Raw genomic sequence first — 22,823 nt, 5'->3', positions numbered from 1 at the left:
AGACGGCGTCTTTTCTCCTCAGACGGCGATCGCGCGCCGCTGCCCGCGAGCCCTCAGCGACGATCCGGCGACACCAAGGCCGAGGATCGTCATCATCCAGGTCGAGGCTTCGGGGACCGCGACGGAGCCGGACCCGAGCGGTGGAACCGGGTCGCCCTCCTTATAGACCGTCACATAGTGAAAGCCGAACTCGACGATCGTCAGCGCATAATCCGGTCCAACCGAAGTCGCGCCGATCCCGGTTTCCCGCTCGAGATCACCGGTATTGTAGGGCCCGAAATACCAGGAGCCTTCTTCCCTGAAATTGTCGCTCTTGGCGACGGGAGTCATGGAAATCTCGTTTCCGGTATCGAGCTCGATCGTGTCGATATGACCATCGAACGTGCCGGGAATCACCACATGATCCGACGTTGCGGCGAAGATGTCGCCGCCATAATTACTGTACGCGCTCAGGGCGTTGGTCATCGTGTAATAAGCGATGCCGTTGATCGTGAGCGTCGCCGTCACCGGCGTTATGGACGGAAGCGAGCCGGACGGCGAGGGCGCGCCGAACAGCGACGTGTCCGAGATCATCGCACCCGGAACCGCATCGTCCAGCCGAAGCGTCAATGTGACGGGATCCTTGAGCGCGATCTTTCCGATCGTCGACGTGTCGCCGATCGTCGAAATGACCCCGCCGGTAATCTGTACGATGTAGATTGTGGCGTCGGCCGGGGATGCGATCGCCAGTGCAGCTGGCCATAAGAGCGCTAACAAGTACCGTGTGATCGTCATGGCGACTCTCCCGTTACGGTCTTGCGGCCCTTATACCTGAATAGACATCCACCTCCCACGCTTGCTCCAACCTGGAGCAATTCTTTGTTCAAACAGGATCATCTGCGGCTCGACGCCAGTCGATCGAGCCGCCGGAGGTGGGGCGGGGCGGCTCTTCCATGGCGCCGCCCCGTCGCTCAGGCAGCCAGCGCCGCCTGCCGCTTGCGCGTCCGCATGCTGGAACCGGCAAGGCCGAAGCCAGCGAGCATCATCGCCCACGAGGCGGGTTCGGGCACGCTGCCGCTGCCGCCGCCCGCGCCGGGCGGGGGCGAGCCGGTGGGCACGCCGACGACGGTGAAGGCGGAATAAGCCGGATCGTCGATCGAGAAGACCGGATCGGTCTCGGCCTCGACCGAGCCGAACACGGTGGTGCCATTGCCGCTGCCGTAGGACGTGAATTCAAGCAACGTCGACGTGTTGAGCGTCACGTTGATGTCCGAATTGGAATAGACCCACACGGTCTTGTCGAACGAGGCGCCGCCGCCCCCGCAATTGCTGCAATAGGTGTAGCCGCGCGGATCGTAGATCGACTCGAACGATGCCGACGCGCCGCTGTCCGGGTAGGGCGTGAGCACCGAGGCGCTAACCTGAAGCGTCGCCGAGCCGACGATCCTGAACTGGTCGGACGGCGCCGGGCCGGGCGCGCCATCGACCAGCGTCGCCACGCCGCTGCCGTTGGTCAGGCGGATCGGGCTGACCGAGACGCTGCCGATCATGTGCAGCGGCACCAGCGTATCGGGCGCGCCCTTCACCTGGAACGAATAGGTCATGTAGCCGATCGAGCCTTCACGATAGAGGCCGTCCTCCAGCAGCGTGGGCGCGCCGGGCTCGAACCCGGACGACGCCATCGCGAAGCCGCCGCCGAACCCTCCGGCCGAGGCGAAGGCGCCGCCGATGTTCAGGCCCGCGGTCGCGGTCGTCACCGTCTGCTGCTCGCAGCCGCCGACGATGTACGGGCTGCATGACAGCGCATACACCTGATATTGTTCGTTGGTGGCGCTGGCCGCGGTCGCCGCGAAGGCGGTCGTCATGGCGAGGGCGGGCAAAGCGAGCGTCCGCAGCGAAGCACGATCAGGCGACATGGCAATTCTCCCTTTGCGATGCCCCGGAGCAGCAGACATGGCGATGCCGCGTGCGACTGGGGGGTCGTCAAGAGGATCGCTGCCGCCGGACTTTTATTCCCGGCGCGTTTACATTTTCAGGACTGGAGCAGCAGCGCGCCACCGTAGAGGCCAAGCGCGAAGACGGTATGGCCGGCGAGGTTGAGCAGGCGGATCTGCCAGCGGTTGGGGCGCTTGCCCGCCGCCCAGCCTAGGCCAAGCGCCGGCTGGAGGATGAACCAGCCCGCGCCGACCGTGACGATGCCAAACAGCCATGCCGGCAGGAAGGAGGGATGCCGGAGCCAGCCCTCGCCCGCGAGCAGTGCGAAGATCACGCCGTAGGCCAGCCCGACCGCATAATGGAACAGCCAGCCGATCATGCTTTCGTGCGCGTATGCCGACGCGGTGCCGATATTGTCGTGGGCGAAGCGGCCGTTACGCAGATGGCACACCCAGCGCCCGACCGGCGCCCAGTTGACCGCGGCCTGCCCTGGCAGCGCAGCGACGAACCACGCCCACAGGTCCATCAGGAACGTCGCGCACAGGCCCATCACAAGGCCGTCCACGATCAGGCGCTCGATCATCTCAACTCCTTGGCCGCTGCATCGTCACTTCGCGGGAACGTGCATCTCGTAGCTGGAGACATGGTTCATCGCGATCACCCAGCGGCCATCGATCTTGCGGAACAGGCGGGTGTTGACGCCTTCCTGCGGATGATCGGGCCGTTCGAGGTGATAATGGCTCACCAGCAGCGCCGCATCGGGGGCGAGCAGGTCGATCTGCAGGTCGCGGAAGTGGAGCGTGCCGCGCCGCGCGGGATCGCCGCCATAATCGCGGATATAATGGTCGAGCGTGCCCTGCCAGTCGCGCTGGATGCGGCCGTTGGAGACGAACATCACGCCCGGATTCTGGAAGCCCGCCATGTAGCCGCGAAAGTCCGCGCGGTTCCACGCCGCCTCCATGTCGGCGATCACCTGCGCGATCGCCGCTTTCTCCTGTGCCGCCGTGGGCGCGGCGAGTGCGGCGGAGACTGCGATGACGGGGACGAGGCCGATCATTGCGCGGCTCCTGCGGGCTTGCGGTAGAAGAGGGGGTGTTCGGGCAGAGCGGCGAGATCGACCGTGCGGCCCTGCGCGATCACCGCATCGACCTTCTCGATGTTGCGGATGTCGGCCAGCGGATCGGCGTCGATCAGGACGAGATCGGCGATCTTGCCCGGCTCGACCGTGCCCAGATCCTGCGAGCGATAGGCCGAGGCGGCGCCGTTCTTCGTCGCGGCGACGATCGCCTGCATCGGCGTCATGCCGAGCTCGACCAAGCCCTCGATTGCGCGGATCGTGCCCATGCCGGGCTCAGCCTCGTCGGTCTTGGGCACGCGGCGGAATTCGGGGGCGTCGCCCAGATAGCTGTCGGTGGCGGGGGTGACGCGGCAGCCGGCGGCGATCAGCTTCTTCGCGTTGCGATACTGGATGTCGTCCATCTCCTCGACCATGTCGTAGCGCCGCCATTTCTCGGCGTCGGTCTCGGGCGGCCCCATCTTCGTGATGGCGGCCTCGGCGGCGGCGCGACGCGCGAGGTGCGCCGTGCGGACGTCGCCGGTGAACAGGTTCGATCGCATCCCGCACAATGTGCCGCGATCGACGATCTCCTTCACCAGCGGATCGGGCAGGTCGCGGCTGTTGAGCTCGGGATGCTGGATCAGGTCGATCCCGGCCTCCACCGCCAGCCGCAGCCCCTCGGGGCTGGTGGCGTGGGTCTGGACGGGGACGTGGCGCTTGTGCGCCTCCTCGACAATCACCGCCTGCTGCGCGGGCGAGAAGCCGATCAGCGACGGGCGCAGGAAGTGGCTGGTGCCGCCATATTTGACGACGTCGACACCCTTGTCGAGATAATGGTCCATCGCGACGCGCAGCTCGTCGGGCGTCATGTCCATGATCTCCTCGCCCATGCCCTGCGTCATCAGGTCGTTCCATTTCTCCTGGAAGACCGACAGGTCGCTGGGCTTGGTGAGCGAGAAGGTGAGCGAGAATGTGCCGCCCCAGCCGAGGATGTTGCCCGCGAGCAGCAGGCGCGATCCGGTCAGTTCGCCGCGATTGATCTTGTCGCGCACGACGATCGACGGCGGCAGCACGCCGTAGCTGTCGATCAGGGTGGTGACGCCCGCCTTCAGCGAGCGTTGCGCCACTTCCAGCGCCAGTTCCTCGTTACGGTCGCCATATTTGGCGGAGGTGTCGCGGCGCGATGGCTGGCCGTAGACGGTCAGGTGCGCATTGCTGTCGATGAAGCCGGGCAGCAGAAAGCGCCCGGTGCCGTCGATCACGCGCGCGCTTTTGGCCGGGCGGCCGGCGGTGCGCCCGATCGAGACGATGCGGCCATTCTCGACCGTCACGCTCATGTTGGGCTGCGGCGCGGCGCCGGTGCCGTCGATCACGGTGACGTTGGCAATGGTGAGGCGTGGGGCGGGGGCAGCGGCGCGGGCGGTGCCGCACACGCTCAACAGAGCGCACGAAAACAACGTCCCGACTTGCTTGACACGCATGGTTAACGCTTGCCTCCCCCGATTCGTATTTCGTATACGACCTGCAAGAATAAGGGGGAATATATGGTCGGAAAGCTGTTGCGCTCCACGGCGGCGCTTGCGCTGACACTTGCCACGATCGTGCCGGGGGCGTTGCCCGCGGCCACGCCCGATCCCATTCCGCGCCGCACCGAAGGCGTCGGTCCTTATAATCGCGTCATCCTGCGCAACGTCACTTATGTCGACGGCACCGGCGCACCTGCGCAAGGCCCGGTCGATATCGTGTTGTCGGGCGACCGCATCGCCGAAATCCGCACGATCGGCGCGCCGCACGCGATCAACGACAAAGCGCGCGCCGCGAAGGGCGATTACGAGCTGGATCTGACCGGCTATTACGTCCTGCCGGGCTTCATCGACAGCCACGTCCACCTGCACACGCTGGACGATTCGCAGGGCGTGCCGTCCGACTACATCCTCAAGCTGTGGATGATCAACGGCATCACCTCGGTCCGCGAAGTGGGCAGCGCGCGGCCGATCGAGTGGCTCGTCGACATCAAGCAGCGCAGCGCACGCAACGAGATCGTCGCGCCGCGGATCGACGTCTATCCCTTCTTCCAGAGCATCCGCACGACCCCGGTGAACGACGTCGTGCAGGCACGGCTTGCGGTGGACGAGGCGAAGAAGCGCGGCGCCGACGGCATCAAGTTCATCGGCGCGCCCGAGGACGTGCTGTTCGCCGCGATCGAGGAGGCCAAGAAGATCGGCCTGCCGACCGCGATGCATCACGCCCAGCCGAGCGTTGCATATGCCAACGTGCTGACCACCAGCGCGCATGGCCTCACCTCGATGGAGCATTGGTACGGGCTGCCCGAGGCGATGTTCACCGACAAGACGGTTCAGGCCTGGCCGAACGACTTCATCGCCAATGACGAGGAAATGCGGTTCGGTGAATCCGGCCGGCTGTGGGCGCAGACCGCGCCGCCGGGCAGCCCGAAGTGGGAAGAGGTGATGCAGACCCTGCTCGATCGACACTTCGTGCTCGACCCGACCTTCGTCGCCTACATGACCAGCCGCGACGTGATGCGCAACATGCGCGCCTGGTGGCACGACGACTACACAATGCCGGCTCTGTGGGACTATTACCGCCCCAGCCGCTCGAACCACGGCTCCTACTGGTTCGACTGGACCACCGAGGACGAGGTGGCGTGGCGCAAGAATTACGGGCTGTGGATGCAGTTCGTGAACGAATACAAGAATAAGGGCGGCACGGTCACCGCGGGTGACGATGCCGGCTACATCTACAACCTCTATGGCTTCGGCTATGTGCAGGAGCTGGAGCTGCTGCGCGAGGCCGGTTTCTCGCCGCTCGAGGTGATCCATGCCGCGACCCAGCAGGGCGCGAAGCTGCTCGGCCACGAGGACCAGCTCGGCACCATCCGCGTCGGCCGCAAGGCGGATCTGGTGGTGGTGAAGGGCAATCCGCTCGCCAACTTGAAGCTGCTGTTCCCGACCGGCACGCTCCACCTGAACGATGCGACCGGCAAGACCGAGCGCGTCGGCGGCATCGCCTACACGATCAAGGACGGCATCATCTACGACGACGCCGTGCTGCGGAAGGAAGTGCGCGACATGGTGGCGAAGGCCAAGACCGATCGCGGCCTGCCGCAGGGACCGATGAAGATCGAAAGCGTGGACTTCACACGATGACCAAGCGTGATGTCGACCGGGGGCGTTTCACCCCCGGTCGCGTTCTCGATGCGCTCGTTCCGGTGTTGGCCGGAACGAGCGCATCGCGTCAATTGATGCTGCCGTTCGACGAGGCGGAGTTGCCGGCGATGCTGCGGCTGCGCCCGTATACCAAGTAGAAGGCCAGCCCGATCGCGTTCCACAGGACGAAACGCACCAGCGTCATCACCGGCAGGCTGATCATCAGATAGAGGCAGCCCAGCACCGTCAGCGTTCCCACGACATACGGGAACGGGCATTTGAAGATGCGCACCAGATCCGGTCGCTTCTTGCGCAGGATCATCACGCACAGGCCGACCGCGATGAACGCCATCAGTGTGCCGGCATTGGCCAGCTCGGCAATCTCGTCCAGCCGGAAGAAGCCCGCCACCGCCGCCACGAACACGCCGGTGAGGCCGGTGGTGATGACCGGAGTGCCGGTGCGCTTCGACACGCGCGCCAGCAGCGGCGGCAGCAGGCCGTCGCGGCTCATCACGAAGAAGACGCGGCTCTGCCCGTACATCATCACGAGGATGACCGAGGGCAGGGCGATCAACGCTGCGAGCGCGACGAGGTGCGAGGCCAGCGGGTGGTTCAGCGTGCGCAGCACCAAAGCCAGCGGCTCGGGCGAATTGGCGAGCTGCGTATAGTGCATCGAGCCGATCGCGGCGAAGCAGACGGCCATGTAGATGAGCGTGCACACCGCCATCGATCCGACGATGCCGATGGTGAGATCGCGTCCCGGATTCTTCGCTTCCTCGGCTGAGGTCGCGACCGCGTCGAAGCCGTAGAAGGCGAAGAACACGATCGCGGCGGCGGCCATCACACCCTTGGTGCCGCCGCCCTCGACATGGCTGCCGAAGCCGTATGGCATGAAGGGGTGGAGGTTGGCCGACTGGAAGGCCGGCGCAGCGAACAGCACGAACACCGACAGCGCCACCAGCTTGATGACGACGAGGACGATGTTGAGCGTCGCGCTCTCGCGCGTGCCCGCCATCAGCATGCCGGCGACCAGCAGGCTTACGATCACCGCCGGCAGGTTGACGATGCCGCCGCCGTGCGGCCCCGCGAGCAATTCGTGCGGCAGCGTGATGCCGGCCGACTGGACCCAGCCGACCAGATAACCGCCCCAGCCGACCGCGACGGTGGAGCAGGCAAGCGAATATTCGAGGATCAGGCTCCAGCCGACGATCCACGCCAGCCGCTCGCCGATCACCGAATAGGTGTAGGTGTAGGCGCTGCCCGCGGTGGGGATGAGCGTCGCGAGTTCGGCATAAGCGAGCGCCGCGCAGGCGCAGACCGCGCCGGCCACCGCGAAGGCGAGGATCACTGCCGGGCCGGCGCGCTCGGCGCCGACGCCGGTGAGCGTGTAGATGCCGGTGCCGACGATCGCGCCGACGCCGAGTGCGATCAGGTGGGGCCAGGAGAGCGAGGGCCGGAGACTATGGCTGGCCTCGTCGCGGGCCAGGTCGATACGTTTGATCGGTCCGAAGAAACTGCTGGCCAACGCCGTCCCCTTATCGCTGTACGAGCTGCTGGCGCAGATCGTCGAGTGTCTTCTGGTTGTGCGCGCGCGCCAGCGCGGTAACGGTCGGCCCGTCGCGCAGCAGCCAGGCCGCGATCAGGTCGCGATGCTCTTGGTTGGCGCGTTCGTCGCGGCCGAGCGGCTCAAGATGCTTGCGCACGTAGCGCTCGGACAGCACCTGCAGCCGGTCGAGGATGTTGATCGTCACCGGCTGCCGGGACGGGGCGTACAGCGCGCGATGGAAGGCGCGGTTATAGGCGCCGACGCCGTCGCCGGCCTCGCCCTGCGCTTCGTACATCGTGTCGAGCATCGCGCGGGCGTGGACGCGGTCGGCCTCGTTGGCGCGCTCGGCGGCGAGCGCCATCGTCTCGGGCTCCAGCTTGACGCGCAGCTCGTAGACCTCGGTCGCCTCGCCGGCGCTGAGCGGGCGCACGAAGAAGCCGCGATTGGCGAGGCTGTGGACCAGCCCCTCCTGCTCCAGCCGGGCGAGCGCCTCGCGCAGCGGGATCTTGCTGACGCCCAGTTCGCCGGCGAGCGCGTCCTGACGGATCGGTTGATCGGCCAGCACCTGGCCCGACAGGATGCGATCGCGAACGAGATCGACAAGCTGGTCGGACAAGGTGCGGACGATGATGGTCATTCGTTCGTCATACCACCGAAAACCCATTCCAGAAGCGGTCTTTCCGATCGATCCAGATGGTGTTGAAACCAGTGGATATTGCCGATCCCTCGATCGACGGAATGATGCCCGGACGGTCGCCCACCATCGTTTCCGCCTCGACTTTGCCGATGAAGCTCGAGCAGATGTAGCTCTGGTGGACGAAGCGCTCGCCCACCTTCAGCCGGCCCTTGGCGTGGAGGTGCGCCAGCCGCGCCGAGGTTCCGGTGCCGCACGGGCTGCGATCGATCGCGCGCTCGCCGTAGAAGACGGCGTTGCGCCCATCGGCGCCGTCGCCCTTGGGGGCGTCGGTCCACATCACGTGGCCGATGCCGCAGATGCGGTCGTCGAGCGGGTGGACCGGGGTGTAGACCTCCTGCAGCATCGCGCGGATGGTGCGCGACAGCTCCACGATGCGCGATGCGCCGAGATCGTCGAGACCCTTATAGGGGCCCTGGGGCTCGATGATCGCGTAGAAGTTGCCGCCGTAGGACACGTCGATCGTCAGCGGGCCGAAGCCGGGCACGTCGAGCTGCAGCCCCTCGGTCGCGAGGAAGGAGGGGACGTTGGTGATCTTCACCGACGTCACCGTGTCGCCCTCGGTCGTGTAGACGATGTCGATGATGCCCGCGGGCACCTCCACCTTCAGCTGGCCCGGGGTGCGCGGGGTGATGAGGCCATGCTCCAGCCCGAACGTGATCATGCCGATCGTGCCATGACCGCACATCGGCAGGCAGCCCGACGTTTCGATGAAGAGGATGCCGACGTCGGTATCCTCGCGCGTCGGCGGATAGAGGAAGCCGCCCGACATCATGTCGTGGCCGCGCGGCTCGAAGCACAGGCCGGTGCGGATCCAGTCGAACCGCTCCAGGAAATCCTGGCGCCGCTCGATCATCGATGCGCCGCGCAGCAGGGGCGCCCCGCCCGCCACGAGGCGGACGGGGTTTCCCTGCGTATGACCGTCGATGCAGAAGAAGGTGTGGCGCATCAGGCCGCCAGCTTCGCCTGCTTGCTCGGCATCGTCGCCGCGCACTTCTCGACCCACGCGATCACGTCGGCGCGACGCTGGCCGGCGAGCGGCAGGCGCGGCATGCGCACGCGCTCGGACCCGCGGCCCATGATCTGCTCGGCGAGCTTGATCGACTGGACGAGGTCATGCTCGGCATCGAGGTGGAGCAGCGGCATGAACCAGCGATAGATCGCCAGCGCTTCCTCGAACTTGCCCTCGGCGAGCGCCGCGACCAGCCGGACGGATTCGCTTGGGAAGGCGCTGGTGAGGCCCGAAACCCAACCGCTCGCGCCCAGCATCAGCCCTTCGAGCGCGATGTCGTCGAGACCGGCCATCACCGTGTAGCGATCGCCAAAGCGATTGATGACGTCGGTGAAGCGGCGCGGATCGGGCGCGCTTTCCTTGACGCAGACGATGTTCTTGACGCTCTCCAGCTTCTCCAGCGTCGCGAAATCGACGCTGACGCGATAGGCCGGCGGATTGTTGTAGAGCATGATCGGCAGGCTGGTCGCCTCGGCCACCATCGTGAAATGCGCGACCAGCTCGTCGGTGGTGGGCACGTAGACCATCGCCGGCAGCAGCATCAGCGCGTCGGCGCCCGCCGCCTCGGCATCCTTGGCATATTGGATCGCGCGGCCGGTGGTGAACTCCGACACGCCTGCGACGATCGGCACGCGGCCCGAAGATGCCTCGACCGCGCCGGCCAGCACCTTGCGCTTTTCGTCGGGCTCGAGCGAATTGTTCTCGCCGCAGGTGCCGAGAATGATAAGGCCATCCACGCCGTCGTCGATCAGCGCGCTCTGCACGTTCTGCGTGGCGGCATAGTCGATCGAGAGATCCTCGGCGAACTGGGTGGTGGCGGCTGGGTACACTCCGGTCCACAGCGTCTTCGTGCTAGTCATTCCTGCGATTTCCTTCGTTGTTTGGAAATCGTATACGATATAAGGCGGGCTTATGCCAGAGCCAATCTCACGCTTTCCAACAGCTTCGCAATCGGTGCTCGTCGTCGGGGCAGGCGTCGTCGGGCGCGCCATCGCGCTGACCCTCCAGGATGCCGGGCACCGCGTCGTGCTGGTCGACCCTGATCCGCAGCCGACCGGCGCGTCGCTTGGCAATGCCGGGCATATCGCGGTCGAGCAAGTCGAGCCGCTGGCGTCGCGCGCGAACGTGCGGTCGATGCTGAAGCGATTGTTCTGGCGCGGCGGCGCGGTCGGCTTGCCGCTGGCCGAGGTGGCGACGTGGCTGCCCTTTGCCCGCCGCCTGATCGCTGCCGCCGCACCCGCGCGCTTCGCCGCCGGCAAGCGCGCGCTCGGCGCGATGCTCGATGGATCGATGGCGGCGTGGCGGCGGCTTCTCGACAAAGCGGAAGCGCGCGACCTGCTGCGCGAGGACGGCCATTTCGTGCTGTGGGAAACCCCCGCGAGCGCCGCCGCCGGGCTGGCGAGATGGCGCGCCACGGATATTGGCGGGGCGACCATTCGCGAGGTGACCGCGGCGGAACGCGCGCAACTCGCGGCGATCACGACGACGCCGATCGCGGGCGCGATCCGCTTCGACGGCAGCGGCCAGATCGCCGACCTGCCGGCGCTCGCGCTCGCGCTGGAGGCGCGGTTCCGTGCACGCGGCGGCACGATGCGGGTGGCGCGGGTCGCGCGGCTGGCGATCGAGGGCGGCCGCGCGGCAGCGATGCTGGAGGACGGCACGCGGCTCGATGCCGATCGCATCGTTGTGGCGGCCGGCGTGCGCTCGGGCGCTTTGCTCGCCACGATCGGCGCGCGCGTGCCGATCGTGGCGGAGCGCGGCTATCATATCCAGTCGCCCATGACCGACTGGCCGGAGGACATGCCGCCGGTGGTGTTCGAGGATCGCTCGATGATCGTCACGCGCTTCCGCTCGGGGTTGCGCGCGGCGAGCTTTGTCGAGTTCGGGCGCGTCGACAGCCCGCCCGATCGCCGCAAATGGGCGCGGCTGCGCGCGCATGTCGCGAGCCTCGGCCTGCCGTTTGGCCTGCCCGGCAACGAGTGGATGGGGGCGCGGCCGACCTTGCCCGATTATCTGCCGGCGATCGGCACCAGCCGCCGCGCCGGCAACCTGATCTACGCCTTCGGTCACCAGCATCTCGGGCTGACGCTGGCGGCGACCACGGCGGAGGCGGTCGCGGCGCTCGTCGATGGCACGCCGCCGCCCTACGATCTCACCCCTTATGATCTCGACCGTTTCGGAGGACAGGCATGACGCACGGTATCGGCGGCTCGACCGCACAGGCGGAGCTGGACGCGATCGTGCCATGGGCCGATCCGGCGCCCGCAATCTCCGCGGAGGAACGGCTGGCGCGGATCGAGCGCGCGCGGCGGCTGATGGGCGAGAATGGTGCCGACGCGCTGCTGATCGGCGCGGGTGCATCGCTGCGTTATTTCGCGGGCGTGCCGTGGGGGCAGAGCGAGCGGTTGGTGGCGTTGCTGCTGCCGCGCGACGGCGCGCCGATCCTGATCGCGCCGCGCTTCGAGCGGGGCACGCTGGAGGCCGACCTCGCCTTCCCGATCGAATTGCGCCTGTGGGAGGAGGATGAGAATCCGGCCGAACTGGTGGCCCAGGCGCTGCGCGAGATCGGCGCGACCCGCCTCGCGATCGATCCGGCGATGGCCTTCCTGTTCGTCGAGCGCATTCGCCGCGCCGGGCCGACGCTCGATCTCGTCGAGGCGGGGCCGATCGTCGACGGCTGCCGCATGTACAAGTCGCCGGCCGAACTCGCCTTGATGCAGCAGGCCAAGTCGATGACGATCGAGGTGCATGCCCGCGCCGCGCGCATCCTGCGCCCCGGCATCCGCGCGAGCGAAGTCGTGCGCTTCCTCGACGAGGCGCATCGCAAGATCGGCGCGCCCGGCGGCAACGGCTTCGTCATCGTCCAGTTCGGCCGGGCGACCGCTTACCCGCACGGCCTGCCCGGCGACGCCGCGCTGGCGGAGGGCGAGGTGGTGCTGATCGACACCGGCTGCATCATCGGCGGCTATTGGTCCGACATCACGCGCACCTACGTGTTCGGCGAACCCGGCGACGAACAGCGCCGCATCTGGGATCTGGAGCATGCGGCCCAGGCCGCCGCCTTCGCCGCCGCCGAGATCGGGCGCCCGTGCGAGGATGTCGATCATGCCGCGCGCGCGGTGCTGGAGAAAGCCGGGCTGGGACCGGATTATCGCCTGCCCGGCCTGCCGCACCGCACCGGCCACGGCATCGGCCTGTCGATCCACGAGCCGGCCTATCTGGTGCGTGGCGATCGCACGCCGCTGGGCGTCGGCATGTGTTTCTCGAACGAGCCGATGATCGTGATGCCCGATCAGTTCGGCGTGCGGCTGGAAGACCATTTCTACATGACCGAGGCCGGCCCGCGCTGGTTCACCCAGCCGTCGCCGTCGATCGATCGCCCATTCGGTTAATCCATCTTAATCATTTTTTGGGCACCCCTCTGTTCGGAGGGTTTCACGCCTCTCGACGGTGCTGAATAACCCGTCCAGCCGATCCTCGTTCAGGGGAACGGTCGGGGTCATCAGCATATCGGAACCGATCGGACCTGAGGTGCGTGCGCGCCGAAGGAAGCTTCGTCGCGCGCGTGGCGCGGGGCCGGTCGTGACCGTTCGGGGGAGAGCGTGATGCGTATCGTATCGTTTGTCGGTGTCGCTGCCATGTTTACGAGCGCGACGGCGGCGCAGGCCGGCTATTCCGTGTCCACTATCGCCAACACCGGGCGCGGATATCTTCGCGGCTGCCAGGCGGGCTACAATGCGGGCGGCTTCACCGGCGCGAAATTCCAGGTCAACGACGGCAGCACTGGCCCGTGCAATCCGGCCGGGTTCCTGTCGTCGCAGGGTGCCGTCGTCACGGTGAGCGGGACGACCGACACGACCGGCACGGCCACGGCGGCGCATGACGAGTCGAGCGTTGTCGCCTTGCCGGACGCGGCCTATGCCACCGCTGCCGCCGATCTCTCGACCGGGGAGGTTCATCTTCTGGCGAGCGCGGCGAGTTTCAGCAGCGCCGACGCCTCCGCGCATCTGGCTGACACGCTCCACTTCACGATCGCGGGAGCGAGTGCTGATACGGTGACCTTGATCCCGGTGAGCTTCTCCTTCGACGGCAAGCTGGACGGGACGAGCAATCCCTCGACCGCATCGGGCGAGCTCAACTACGGCTTCTATTTCGGCAACGCCCAGGCGTATGAGTTCGGCGACTATGGCGCCGGCTATTACGGCTATAACGGCACCTATCCGACATTCACCTATGTGAGCGATCCCCGCGTGAACGGGTGGGAATCGTACAGCTTCACCTCCTACGATCCGCTCAACACCCAGTTCACCGGGCTCTACGCGATCACGGGTGCTACGGCCGACATCTCGTTCGACTTCGGTCTCGAGCTGCGCGCGACCAATGTTGCGCTCGATTACACCAACACCGGCAAGGTGAGCATCGGCAGCGTGGCGGGCGTGTCCTACACGTCGGATTCGGGGGTCTTCCTCCAGGCGGCGGGCGTGCCCGGCGCCGTGCCCGAGGCAGCGACCTGGATGATGATGATCGGCGGCTTCGGCCTTACCGGTGGAGCAATGCGCCGGCGGCGTGGGACGCCGACGCTTCGCAGCTGCTGACCCTTCGATCGGCTTAGCGCGCCGCCGGTCTGCGACCGGCGGCGTCTTCGTGTCCGCGTCCGATCGTCGTCAATCCAGCAGCGCCTGCAGGTCGTCATGGAGCGCGCGGGGAATGCGAACGCCGTTCGCCTCGCTGCGCAGGCGCGCCTCGAACCGGCGCTGTGAGGGCAGGCGCGCGCCCTGACCGGTGATGTTGGCGAACAACGCCTCGGCCCGCGCGATATGCTCGCCCGCCGCATCGCCCAGGAAGCCGGCGGGGTCGATCGCGAGCACCAGCTCGCCGCCGACCGGCGAGGAGCCAGTGCCGGCATCCACCGCGAGCGATTCGGCGCTGGTCAGGTCGCCGATCAGCGGCCCGGCGATCAGCTCGACCATCGTCGACAGCGCCGAGCCCTTGTGGCCGCCGAAGGTGAGCATCGCACCCGCCAGCGCCGCCGCCGCATCGGTGGTCGGCTGGCCTTCGGCGTCGATGCCCCAGCCCTCGGGGATCGGCTTGCCGGCGCGGCGGTGCAGCTCGATCTCGCCGCGCGCGACCGCGCTGGTGGCGAAGTCGAACACGAACGGATGCGCACCCGGACGCGGCCAGCCGAACGCGATTGGATTGGTGCCGAACACCGGCCTGATCCCGCCGGCGGGCGCGACCCAGGCATGGCTGGGCGTGCAGGCGAGCGCGACGAGGCCGTGCGCCGTCACCGCCTCGACCTCGGGCCAGAGTGCCGCGAAGTGGACGCAATGGTTGATCCCCATCGCGGCGATGCCGTTGCGCTTCGCCTTGGCGACGAGCTGCGGCAGCCCCGCCTCGAACGCCAGTTGCGCGAAGCCGCCGCGCGCGTCGACGCGCAGCAGAGCGGGCGCGCAATCTTGCACCTGCGGCACCGCGTCGGTGACGACGACGCCCTTCTTCAGCGTGTTGACGCACACGATCAGGCGATAGACGCCGTGGCTCGCGCATTCGTCGCGTTCGCCCGCGACGATCGTGCGCGTGACCGCTTCGACATGGTCGGGCGCGAGGCCGTGTTTCGTCAGGATCGCGCGCGACAATGCGGCGACCTCGTCCAGCGTCATCGCGACGCGATCGTCTTCGGTCATGTCATTCCTTATCGGGCGGGAGAAATGCGACGCGACGCGGCGCACATTTTGGACTCCGGCAAACTTGCGGGATCGTATACGATACAATAGACCGCTGCCAAGAGGAGCCGGTTCGATGGGCGAGGTGATGCTGAGGCGACGGACGTTGCTGGCGGGCGTGGGCGTAATGGCGCTGATGCCGGCCGAGCTGCGCGCCGCGCCGTCGGGGGATCGCCTGCCGTCGTCGCCCCGGCCGCTGCCGCTCGATTCGGTACGGCTGTTGCCGTCGCCATGGGCCGACGCGGTCGCCGGCAACCTGCGCTACCTGCACGCGCTGGAGCCCGACCGGCTGCTCCACAATTTCCGGACGAGCGCGGGCCTGCAGCCGAAGGGCGCAGTCTATGGCGGGTGGGAGAGCGACACGATCGCGGGCCATACGCTCGGCCATTATCTGACCGCCATCGCGCTGATGTACGCGCAGACCGGCGACGCCGAGTGCAAGCGGCGCGTCGATTATATCGTCGCCGAGCTGGCGACCTGTCAGCAGGCGCATGGCGACGGCTATGTCGCCGGCTTCACCCGCAAGCGCGGCGACGTGGTGGAGGATGGCAAGGCGATCTTCCCCGAGATCAAGCGCGGCGACATCCGCTCGATGGGGTTCGATCTCAACGGCTGCTGGGTGCCGTTCTACAACTGGCACAAATTATATGCCGGGCTGTTCGCGGCGAAGGATCTGTGCGGCAACGCGCAGGCTGTGCCGGTGGCAGTCGCACTCGGCGGCTATATCGACGGCGTGTTCGCGGCGCTGAACGACGATCAGGTGCAGGTGATGCTCGATTGCGAGCATGGCGGCATCAACGAGAGCTTCGCCGATCTCTATGCCGCGACCGGCGATGCCCGCTGGCTGCGGCTGGCCGAGCGCATCCGCCACAAGAAGGTGCTCGATCCGTTGACCGCGCGGCAGGACGATCTGCCGTGGATCCACGCCAACACCCAGATCCCAAAGATCATCGGCCTCGCCCGCATCTACGACGTGGGCGGCCGCCGCGACGCCAACATCGCGCCGGAGTTTTTCTGGCAAACGGTGACGCGCGATTACAGCTATGTCATCGGCGGCAATGCCGACCGCGAATATTTTCCCTCGGCGCGCTCGGTCTCCAATCACATCACCGAGCAGACGTGCGAGAGCTGCAACAGCTACAACATGCTCAAGCTGACGCGCGAGCTCTACCAGTGGCAGCCGCGCGCCGCTCTGTTCGATTATTACGAGCGCGCGCACCTCAACCACATCCTCGCGCAGCAGGATCCGGCGACCGGCATGTTCGCCTACATGGTGCCGCTGATGTCGGGCTCGGCGCGCAAATTCTCCAGGCCCTATGACGATTTCTGGTGCTGCGTCGGCAGCGGCATGGAAAGCCACGCCAAGCACGGCGATTCGATCTGGTGGCAGGGCGCGGATACGCTGATCGCCAACCTCTACATCCCGTCGGTCGCGCAGTGGAAGGCGAAGGGCGCGACGCTGCGGATGGAGACGGGCTATCCGTTCGACGAGCATGTCGCGATCACGCTGACCGATCTCGCGCGGCCGCAGAACTTCGCGCTGGCGCTACGCATCCCGGCCTGGTGCAAAAGCGCGTCGCTGGCGGTGAACGGCGTCAACGTGCCGATCGAGGCCGCGGACGGTTATGCCATCGTCCGCCGCCGCTGGAGCAGGGGCGACAAGGTCGCGCTGATCCTGCCGATGGCGCTGCGCAGCGAGTCGACCGTCGACGATCCGACCACGATCGCATTACTGCACGGGCCGGTGGTGCTGGCGGCCGATCTCGGCCCGGCCGACCAGCCCTATGAGGGCCCAGCGCCGGCCTTGGTGGCGGCCGACGTGATTGCGGGCTTCACCGCGGTCGATGCGGGGCAGGGGCGGTTCCGCACCGCGGGCATCGCCAAGCCCGCCGACCTTCAGTTCGCGCCGTTCTTCCAGCAGCGCGATCGGCGCACGGCGGTCTATTTCAAGAGCTTCGACGCGGCCGGCTGGCAGGTCGAGCAGGTCGCCTATCAGCGCGAGCAGGCGCGGCTCAAGGATCTGCAGGCACGCTCGGTCGACATCATGCAATTGGGCGAGATGCAGCCCGAGCGCGATCACCAACTGGCGGCCAAGAACAGCTATGCCGTCACCTATCGCGGCCGCCACGGGCGCGACGCGCGCACCTTCGGCTTCTTCGAATATAAGGCGAAGGTGCGGCCCGGCCCGCTGATCCTGCAGGCGACCTATTGGGGCGACGAGCGCAACAAGGATTTCGTCATCAAGATCGACGGCACCGTGATCGCGCGCCAGAAACTAACGGGCGAGCGTCCGGGCGACTTCTTCGAGATCGACTATCCGATCCCCGCCGAGCTGACCCAGCACAAGGATGCGGTGACGGTACGGTTCGAACCCGCCGACGACAAGAGCCGCGGCGGCCCGGTATTCGGCGTGCGCATCTTCACGCCGGCGGCATCACCCAATTCGGTCTGACACGAACAACAAGGGGCGGGCATGACGAAGATCAGGGATATCATCGCGGCGTTTGCCGTCGCCGGCCTCGCGTTGCCGGCGCCGTTGCTCGCTCAGGAGCAGGGGCCGAAGCCGGCGGTGAAGGCCGCGCACGCAATGGCGTCCTCGTCCAACCCGATCGTCACCAAGGCGATGGTCGAGGTGATGCGCAAGGGCGGCACCGCGCTCGACGCCGTGCTCACCGCGGTGCCGATGCAGAGCGTGATCGAGCCGCAGATGGTGACGCTCGCGGGCGGCGTCTCGATCCTCTATTACGAGGCCAAGAGCGGCAAATATTATTACCTCGATTCCGAGCTCGATCACACCAAGGATGCGATCGTCGCGTCGGGCTGGTCGGCCTTTACCGGCGGCGGCGACAAGATCCCCGAGACGTCGGGCAAGCGCGTCGGCGTGCCGGGCACGGTGGCGGGCATCAAGGCGGCGGCGGATCGGTTCGGCACGCTCAAATGGGCGGATTATTTCCAGCCGGCGATCGATCTCGCGACCAAGGGATACCCGATGTATTCCTTCCTCTACGCCGAGCTGGCCGATGCCGCGCAGACGCGGCTGTCGGTCTACCCGTCGGGCCGCGAGGAATATATCCCCAGTGGTTATCCGTCGCCGGTCGGCACGCTCGTCACGCATCCGCGGCTGGCGGCGGCGATGAAGCATATCCAGGCGGAGGGCCCGGCCTACATCTATTCGGGCGAGTGGGCGCACCATTTCGTCGATGCGGTGCGCGCGACCGGCGGCGGCATCACGCTGGACGATCTGGCGCAGTACAAGTCGCGCTGGGAGGAGCCGGTGCGCTCCACCTTCAACGGCTACGAGATCATCAGCGCGCCGCCGCCGTCGACCGCGGGCACGCTGATCGGCCTGACGCTCAACGTGCTCGAGAATTACGATCTCAGGGCGCATCCTTATTACGCAGATTCGGCCGCGAGCCTCGAGATGGTGCGCCGCGCCTTCGGCATCGCCGAGACCGCGACCGACGAATATGTCCGCGACCCGCTGACCTACAACGTGCCGACGGCGATCCTGCTGTCCAAGCCCTATGCCAAGATGATGTACGACGTCGCCGCCGGCAGCATGCCCAAGGCGCCCGCGACCGCCGATGCGAACCCGCATACCGGCATGGAGCTGGCGGGCTCGTTCGTCGAGCATGACCGCCACTCGACCGATACCGACCATGTCGTCGCGATCGACAAGGACGGCAACATGGCCTCGGTCACCCACTCGGTCTACGGCAGCACCTTCGCCACCGGCCTCGTCGTCGACGGCATCGCCATGAACAGCGGCAACAATTTCCCCGGCAACACCGCCGGGCCGGGCCGCCGCGCCGTCTCGCCCTTCCCGCCGACGATGATCGCCAAGGACGGCAAGCCGTGGATGACGATCGGCTCGCCCGGTCTGTCGAGCCGCGCGGTGACGATCGCGCTCATCAACCTGCTCGGCTACGGCAAGACGCTGGAGCAGTCGGTCGATGCGCCGCGCTTCCAGGGCAGCCAGGCCGGCGTGCCGTTCGTGGTCGAGGCGCGCGTGCCCGAGAAGGTGCGCGACGAGCTCAAGACGGTCTACGGCGTGATGGTGCGGCCGACGACGCCGTATATGTGGCACTTCGGCTCGGTGCAGGCGATCCAGCGCATGCCCGACGGCACCCTGCTCGGCGTCGCCGATCCGCGCCGCGCCGGCCTCGCGGCGGGCTATTGAGATGCGCGCGCTGATGATCCTCCCGCTCGCCTTGCTGGCTTCGACCGCGCTCGCCGCCGCGCCCGCACCGGGCTCGCCCGATGCGCGGCTGAAGGCGCTGTACGATGCCGAATGGACGTGGCGGATGCAGGAGCTGGGCTCCGATCCCGAGGGGCCGCGCGGCGGCGGCGCGCACATGCCGCACGTCGATCCCGCCAGCCAGGCGCGACGCTACGCTTATTGGCAGACCGCGCTGAAGCAGCTCGACGCGATCCCGCTCGCCCAGCTCTCGCCCGAGGAGCGGATCAACGCCGAGGTGTTCCGCGCCGCGCTCGAAGGCTTCGTCACCGAGCAGAAGTATAAGGAATATGAGGATCCGTTCGGTTTCTGGACGTGGATCGCGCCGCGCCAGGGCTTCGGCACGGTCGCGCAATATCGCGCCTATCTCGGCCGCGTGGCCGAGATGCCGCGCTATGTCGACGAGCAGATCGCGAACCTGAAGGCGGGCGAGAAGCGCGGCTTCACCAAGCCGCGCGTGTCGCTGGGCGATCGCTGGAAGACGGTGGTGCCGCTCGGCTCGACCGATCTCGCCAACAACCCGCTCTACGCGCCGTTCGCGCTGATGCCGTCGAGCATCCCCGCCGCCGACGCGCCCGCGCTGAAGGCCGAAGGGGGCAAGGCCGTCGCCGATGCTGCCGCCGCCTTCGCCAAGCTCGCGGCCTATCTGCGCGACGATTATATCCCGCATGCGCGCGTCGCGACGGCAGCCGAGGCCTTGCCCGACGGCAAGGCCTATTACGCCGCCAAGGTGCGCGACTATACGACCACCGAGCTGACGCCCGAGGCGATCCACGCGATCGGCGTGAAGGAGGTCGCGCGGATCGATGCCGACATGCAGGCGACGATGAAGGCCGCCGGCTGGACCGGCGATTTCAAGGGCTTCCTCCATTTCCTCAAGACCGATCCGCAATTCACCGCCAAGACGCCCTATGAGCTGATCGCCAAATCGAGCTATGTGGCGAACAAGATCAACGGGCAGCTGAAATTCACCTTCGGCCTGCTGCCGCGCTATCGCTTCACGATCGTGCCGACGCCGGCCAACATCGCGCCGTTCGCCACGGGCGGGAATGGCGGGCTCGATAGCTGCCTGATGAACACCTACGACCTGCCGGCGCGGCCGCTCTACACCATCCCGCCGCTGACCGCGCACGAATGCGTGCCGGGGCACAGCTTCCAGGCGGCGTTGGCGCTGGAGGGGCCGAACCGGCCGGCGATCCGCAAGAGCACCTATTTCTCGGGCTATGGCGAGGGCTGGGCGCTCTACATGGAGTGGCTCGGCACCAAGATGGGCATCTACGAGACGCCCTATGACGAGTTCGGCCGCGAGACCTACGAGATGTGGCGCGCCGCGCGGCTGGTGGTCGATACCGGCCTGCACCATATGGGCTGGACGCGCGACCAGGCGCTCGATTTCCTGAAGGCGCACACCGCGCTCTCCGATCACGAGATCACGATCGAGGTCGATCGCTACATCAACGATCCGGGGCAGGCGCTCGCCTACAAACTGGGCGAGATGCTGATCCGGCGCGAGCGCGCGAAGGCGGAGGCGACGCTGGGCGCGAAGTTCGACCAGCGCTGGTTCCACGACACGATTCTCGGTCTCGGCGCGGTGCCGCTGGACACGCTGGAGCGCGTGCTCGACCAATGGATTGCGGATGGCGGGCCCGAACCCGCCGCCACCAGGGATGCCCTTTCGAAAGGCGAATGACGATGCGATCGATAACGCTGCCGCTGCTCGGCATGCTCCTCGCGGCGGTGGCTGCGCCGGCATTGGCGCAAGCGGCCCCCACCGCCGCCGACCAGCAATTGAAGGCGCTCTACGACGGCGAGTGGCAGTGGCGGAAAGGCGAGTTCGGCCCCGGCCGCGGCAATGACGATGGCCCGACCGATCACTTCCCACATGTCGATCCCGCCACGCAGGCACGGCGGCTGGCTTATTGGCAAAAGACGCTCGACGCGCTGAACAAGGTGCCGGTCGACCAGCTTTCGTCCGACGAGAAGATCAACGCCGCCGTGTTCCGCACGGTGCTGGAGGCGTTCGTCGCGCAGGGCAAGTTCAAGACGTGGGAGATGCCGTTCAACGCCGACAGCCAATTCTGGTCGAGCGTCGGCGGGCGCGGCCCGCTGCGCAACGCCGACCAGTATCGCCGTTATCTGGCGCGCCTGCGTGATCTGCCGCGCTACTTCGACGAAGAAGAGGCGAACATGCGCGCCGGCCTCGCGCGCGGGTTCAGCGTACCGAAGGCGACGCTGGTCGGCCGCGATGCCTCGATCGCCGCCTATACCGGCGCCGACCCCGAGAAGAATCCGGCCTACGCCGCTTTCCGCGACATGCCCGCCACGATCCCGGCGGCCGACCAGCAGGCGCTGCGTGCCGAGGCGAAGCAGGTGGTGAGCACAATCGTGATCCCGGCCTACACCAAGCTGCTGAGCTTCTATCGCGACGTCTATCTGGCGAAGACGCGCACGGTGCTGGCGGCCGAGGCGATGCCCGACGGCAAGGCGTTCTACCAGGCGCAGATCCGCGAATATACCACCACCGACCTCACCGCCGAGCAGATCCACAAGATCGGCCTCGACGAGGTCGCGCGCATCTCCGCCGACATGGAGAAGACCAAGGCGGATGCGGGCTTCACCGGCAGCATGGCCGAGTTCGTCCACTTCCTGCGCACCGATCCGCAATTCTATGCCCGCACGCCCGACGAACTGCTGGGCGTATCGTCCTATGTCGCCAAGCGGATGGACGGGAAATTGAAGAGCACGATCGGCTTCCTGCCGCGCTATCGCTTCACGATCGTGCCGGTGCCCGATGCCATCGCGGCCTTCTACACCGCCGGGCGCGGCGGGCTGGAATCGTGCTTGATGAACACGCAGGATCTGCCGTCGCGGCCGCTCTACCAGATCCCGGCGCTGACGCTGCACGAATGCAATCCGGGCCACAGCTTCCAGGCGGCGGTGGCGCTGGAGACGCCGGGCAAGCCCGACTTCCGCAAGAACACCTATTTCTCGGGCTATGGCGAGGGCTGGGGCCTCTATTGCGAGTGGCTCGGCCATCTCGAGGGCATCTATCGCACGCCGTACGAGGAGTTCGGCCGCGAGAGCTACGAGATGTGGCGCGCGGTGCGGCTGGTGATCGACACCGGCATCCATCATTATGGCTGGAGCCGCGAGAAGGCGATCGCCTACCTCGCCGACCACACCGCGCTGTCGCAGCACGAGGTGGAGACCGAGGTCGACCGCTACATCAGCTGGCCGGGCCAGGCGCTCGCCTACAAATTGGGCGAGCTGACGATCCGGCGCGAGCGCGCCAAGGCCGAAGCGGCGCTGGGGCCGAAGTTCGACCAACGCTGGTTCCACGACAAGTTCCTGAGCCTCGGCTCGGTGCCGCTGCCGGTGCTGGAGCAGCAGCTCGACGCATGGATCGCCGCCGGCGGCCCGAACCCCTATCCGGACGTGCATTGATCCGGCACAGTCTGCTTTAATCACCCCCA

Annotated in this window: 18 protein-coding genes; 8 read left to right on the top strand and 10 right to left on the bottom strand. The window is 67.1% G+C overall.

All coding sequences use genetic code 11. The features are described from left to right. Positions 1-18: 18 nt before the first annotated feature. The 5 genes from K8P63_RS13910 to K8P63_RS13890 form a co-directional block, all read right to left on the bottom strand. Positions 19-774 carry a PEP-CTERM sorting domain-containing protein gene (locus K8P63_RS13910; protein WP_223796620.1) on the bottom strand — a complete coding sequence of 252 codons (756 nt, stop codon included), beginning with the start codon at positions 772-774 and terminating at the stop codon, positions 19-21. A 176-nt stretch (positions 775-950) separates the two neighbouring features. Then, complete coding sequence (locus K8P63_RS13905) at positions 951-1,895, bottom strand: PEPxxWA-CTERM sorting domain-containing protein (protein ID WP_223796619.1); 945 nt, start codon at positions 1,893-1,895, stop codon at positions 951-953. A gap of 116 nt (positions 1,896-2,011) precedes the next feature. Then, positions 2,012-2,497 carry a DUF2938 domain-containing protein gene (locus K8P63_RS13900; protein ID WP_223796618.1) on the bottom strand — a complete coding sequence of 162 codons (486 nt, stop codon included), beginning with the start codon at positions 2,495-2,497 and terminating at the stop codon, positions 2,012-2,014. Positions 2,498-2,521: 24 nt separating this feature from the next. Then, on the bottom strand, positions 2,522-2,971 hold the full coding sequence (locus K8P63_RS13895; protein WP_223796617.1) for a YybH family protein: 450 nt from the start codon (positions 2,969-2,971) through the stop codon (positions 2,522-2,524). Next, positions 2,968-4,452 (bottom strand): amidohydrolase family protein, encoded by a 1,485-nt coding sequence (locus K8P63_RS13890; protein ID WP_223796616.1) that lies wholly within the window; start codon positions 4,450-4,452, stop codon positions 2,968-2,970. Before K8P63_RS13890 ends, K8P63_RS13895 begins: the two co-directional genes overlap by 4 nt. 63 nt (positions 4,453-4,515) lie before the next feature. On the opposite strand from K8P63_RS13890, the gene K8P63_RS13885 reads away from it, so the two are divergent. Next, complete coding sequence (locus K8P63_RS13885; protein WP_223796615.1) at positions 4,516-6,138, top strand: amidohydrolase family protein; 1,623 nt, start codon at positions 4,516-4,518, stop codon at positions 6,136-6,138. Positions 6,139-6,226: 88 nt separating this feature from the next. Here the strand turns inward: K8P63_RS13885 and K8P63_RS13880 are convergent, their stop codons facing one another. Genes K8P63_RS13880 through K8P63_RS13865 form a run of 4 tightly spaced genes read right to left on the bottom strand, consistent with a single transcriptional unit; the run spans position 6,227 to position 10,250 of the window. Beyond that, positions 6,227-7,663 (bottom strand): amino acid permease, encoded by a 1,437-nt coding sequence (locus tag K8P63_RS13880; protein WP_398287652.1) that lies wholly within the window; start codon positions 7,661-7,663, stop codon positions 6,227-6,229. 10 nt (positions 7,664-7,673) lie between these two features. Further along, positions 7,674-8,321 (bottom strand): GntR family transcriptional regulator, encoded by a 648-nt coding sequence (locus K8P63_RS13875; protein ID WP_223796614.1) that lies wholly within the window; start codon positions 8,319-8,321, stop codon positions 7,674-7,676. Between the two features lie 7 nt (positions 8,322-8,328). Then, positions 8,329-9,327 carry a 4-hydroxyproline epimerase gene (locus tag K8P63_RS13870; protein ID WP_223799830.1) on the bottom strand — a complete coding sequence of 333 codons (999 nt, stop codon included), beginning with the start codon at positions 9,325-9,327 and terminating at the stop codon, positions 8,329-8,331. After that, complete coding sequence (locus tag K8P63_RS13865; RefSeq protein ID WP_223796613.1) at positions 9,327-10,250, bottom strand: dihydrodipicolinate synthase family protein; 924 nt, start codon at positions 10,248-10,250, stop codon at positions 9,327-9,329. The genes K8P63_RS13870 and K8P63_RS13865 overlap by 1 nt, the downstream gene beginning before the upstream one ends. Before the next feature lie 52 nt (positions 10,251-10,302). On the opposite strand from K8P63_RS13865, the gene K8P63_RS13860 reads away from it, so the two are divergent. From K8P63_RS13860 to K8P63_RS13850, 3 genes are all read left to right on the top strand, one after another. Beyond that, on the top strand, positions 10,303-11,583 hold the full coding sequence (locus tag K8P63_RS13860; protein WP_223796612.1) for an NAD(P)/FAD-dependent oxidoreductase: 1,281 nt from the start codon (positions 10,303-10,305) through the stop codon (positions 11,581-11,583). Then, the gene (locus K8P63_RS13855) at positions 11,580-12,782 is read left to right on the top strand and encodes a M24 family metallopeptidase (RefSeq protein WP_223796611.1); all 1,203 of its coding nucleotides are present in this window, start codon (positions 11,580-11,582) and stop codon (positions 12,780-12,782) included. Before K8P63_RS13860 ends, K8P63_RS13855 begins: the two co-directional genes overlap by 4 nt. Positions 12,783-12,995: 213 nt before the next feature. Further along, positions 12,996-13,985, top strand: a complete 990-nt coding sequence (locus tag K8P63_RS13850) for a PEPxxWA-CTERM sorting domain-containing protein (RefSeq protein WP_223796610.1) — start codon at positions 12,996-12,998, stop codon at positions 13,983-13,985. 69 nt (positions 13,986-14,054) lie between these two features. On the opposite strand, the gene K8P63_RS13845 is transcribed toward K8P63_RS13850, so the two are convergent. Beyond that, the gene (locus K8P63_RS13845; protein ID WP_223796609.1) at positions 14,055-15,074 is read right to left on the bottom strand and encodes an Ldh family oxidoreductase; all 1,020 of its coding nucleotides are present in this window, start codon (positions 15,072-15,074) and stop codon (positions 14,055-14,057) included. A 115-nt stretch (positions 15,075-15,189) separates the two neighbouring features. Here K8P63_RS13845 and K8P63_RS13840 point away from each other — a divergent pair, with 115 nt between their 5' ends. From K8P63_RS13840 to K8P63_RS13825, 4 genes are read left to right on the top strand one after another with little or no spacing between them, the layout of a single operon-like run. Next, positions 15,190-17,565, top strand: coding sequence for a glycoside hydrolase family 127 protein (locus K8P63_RS13840; RefSeq protein WP_317629314.1), 2,376 nt, complete (start codon positions 15,190-15,192; stop codon positions 17,563-17,565). A gap of 21 nt (positions 17,566-17,586) precedes the next feature. Continuing rightward, the gene (locus K8P63_RS13835) at positions 17,587-19,293 is read left to right on the top strand and encodes a gamma-glutamyltransferase family protein (RefSeq protein ID WP_223796608.1); all 1,707 of its coding nucleotides are present in this window, start codon (positions 17,587-17,589) and stop codon (positions 19,291-19,293) included. Between the two features lies 1 nt (position 19,294). Beyond that, the gene (locus K8P63_RS13830; protein ID WP_223796607.1) at positions 19,295-21,040 is read left to right on the top strand and encodes a DUF885 domain-containing protein; all 1,746 of its coding nucleotides are present in this window, start codon (positions 19,295-19,297) and stop codon (positions 21,038-21,040) included. Further along, a complete protein-coding gene (locus K8P63_RS13825) occupies positions 21,037-22,794 on the top strand; it encodes a DUF885 domain-containing protein (protein ID WP_449618968.1) in 1,758 nt (585 codons plus the stop codon). Before K8P63_RS13830 ends, K8P63_RS13825 begins: the two co-directional genes overlap by 4 nt. Positions 22,795-22,823 lie beyond the last annotated feature (29 nt).

The organism is Sphingomonas nostoxanthinifaciens, assembly GCF_019930585.1.
GTDB classification, from domain to species: Bacteria; Pseudomonadota; Alphaproteobacteria; order Sphingomonadales; family Sphingomonadaceae; genus Sphingomonas_I; species Sphingomonas_I nostoxanthinifaciens.
This window is presented reverse-complemented; position numbering and strand designations above follow the sequence as displayed.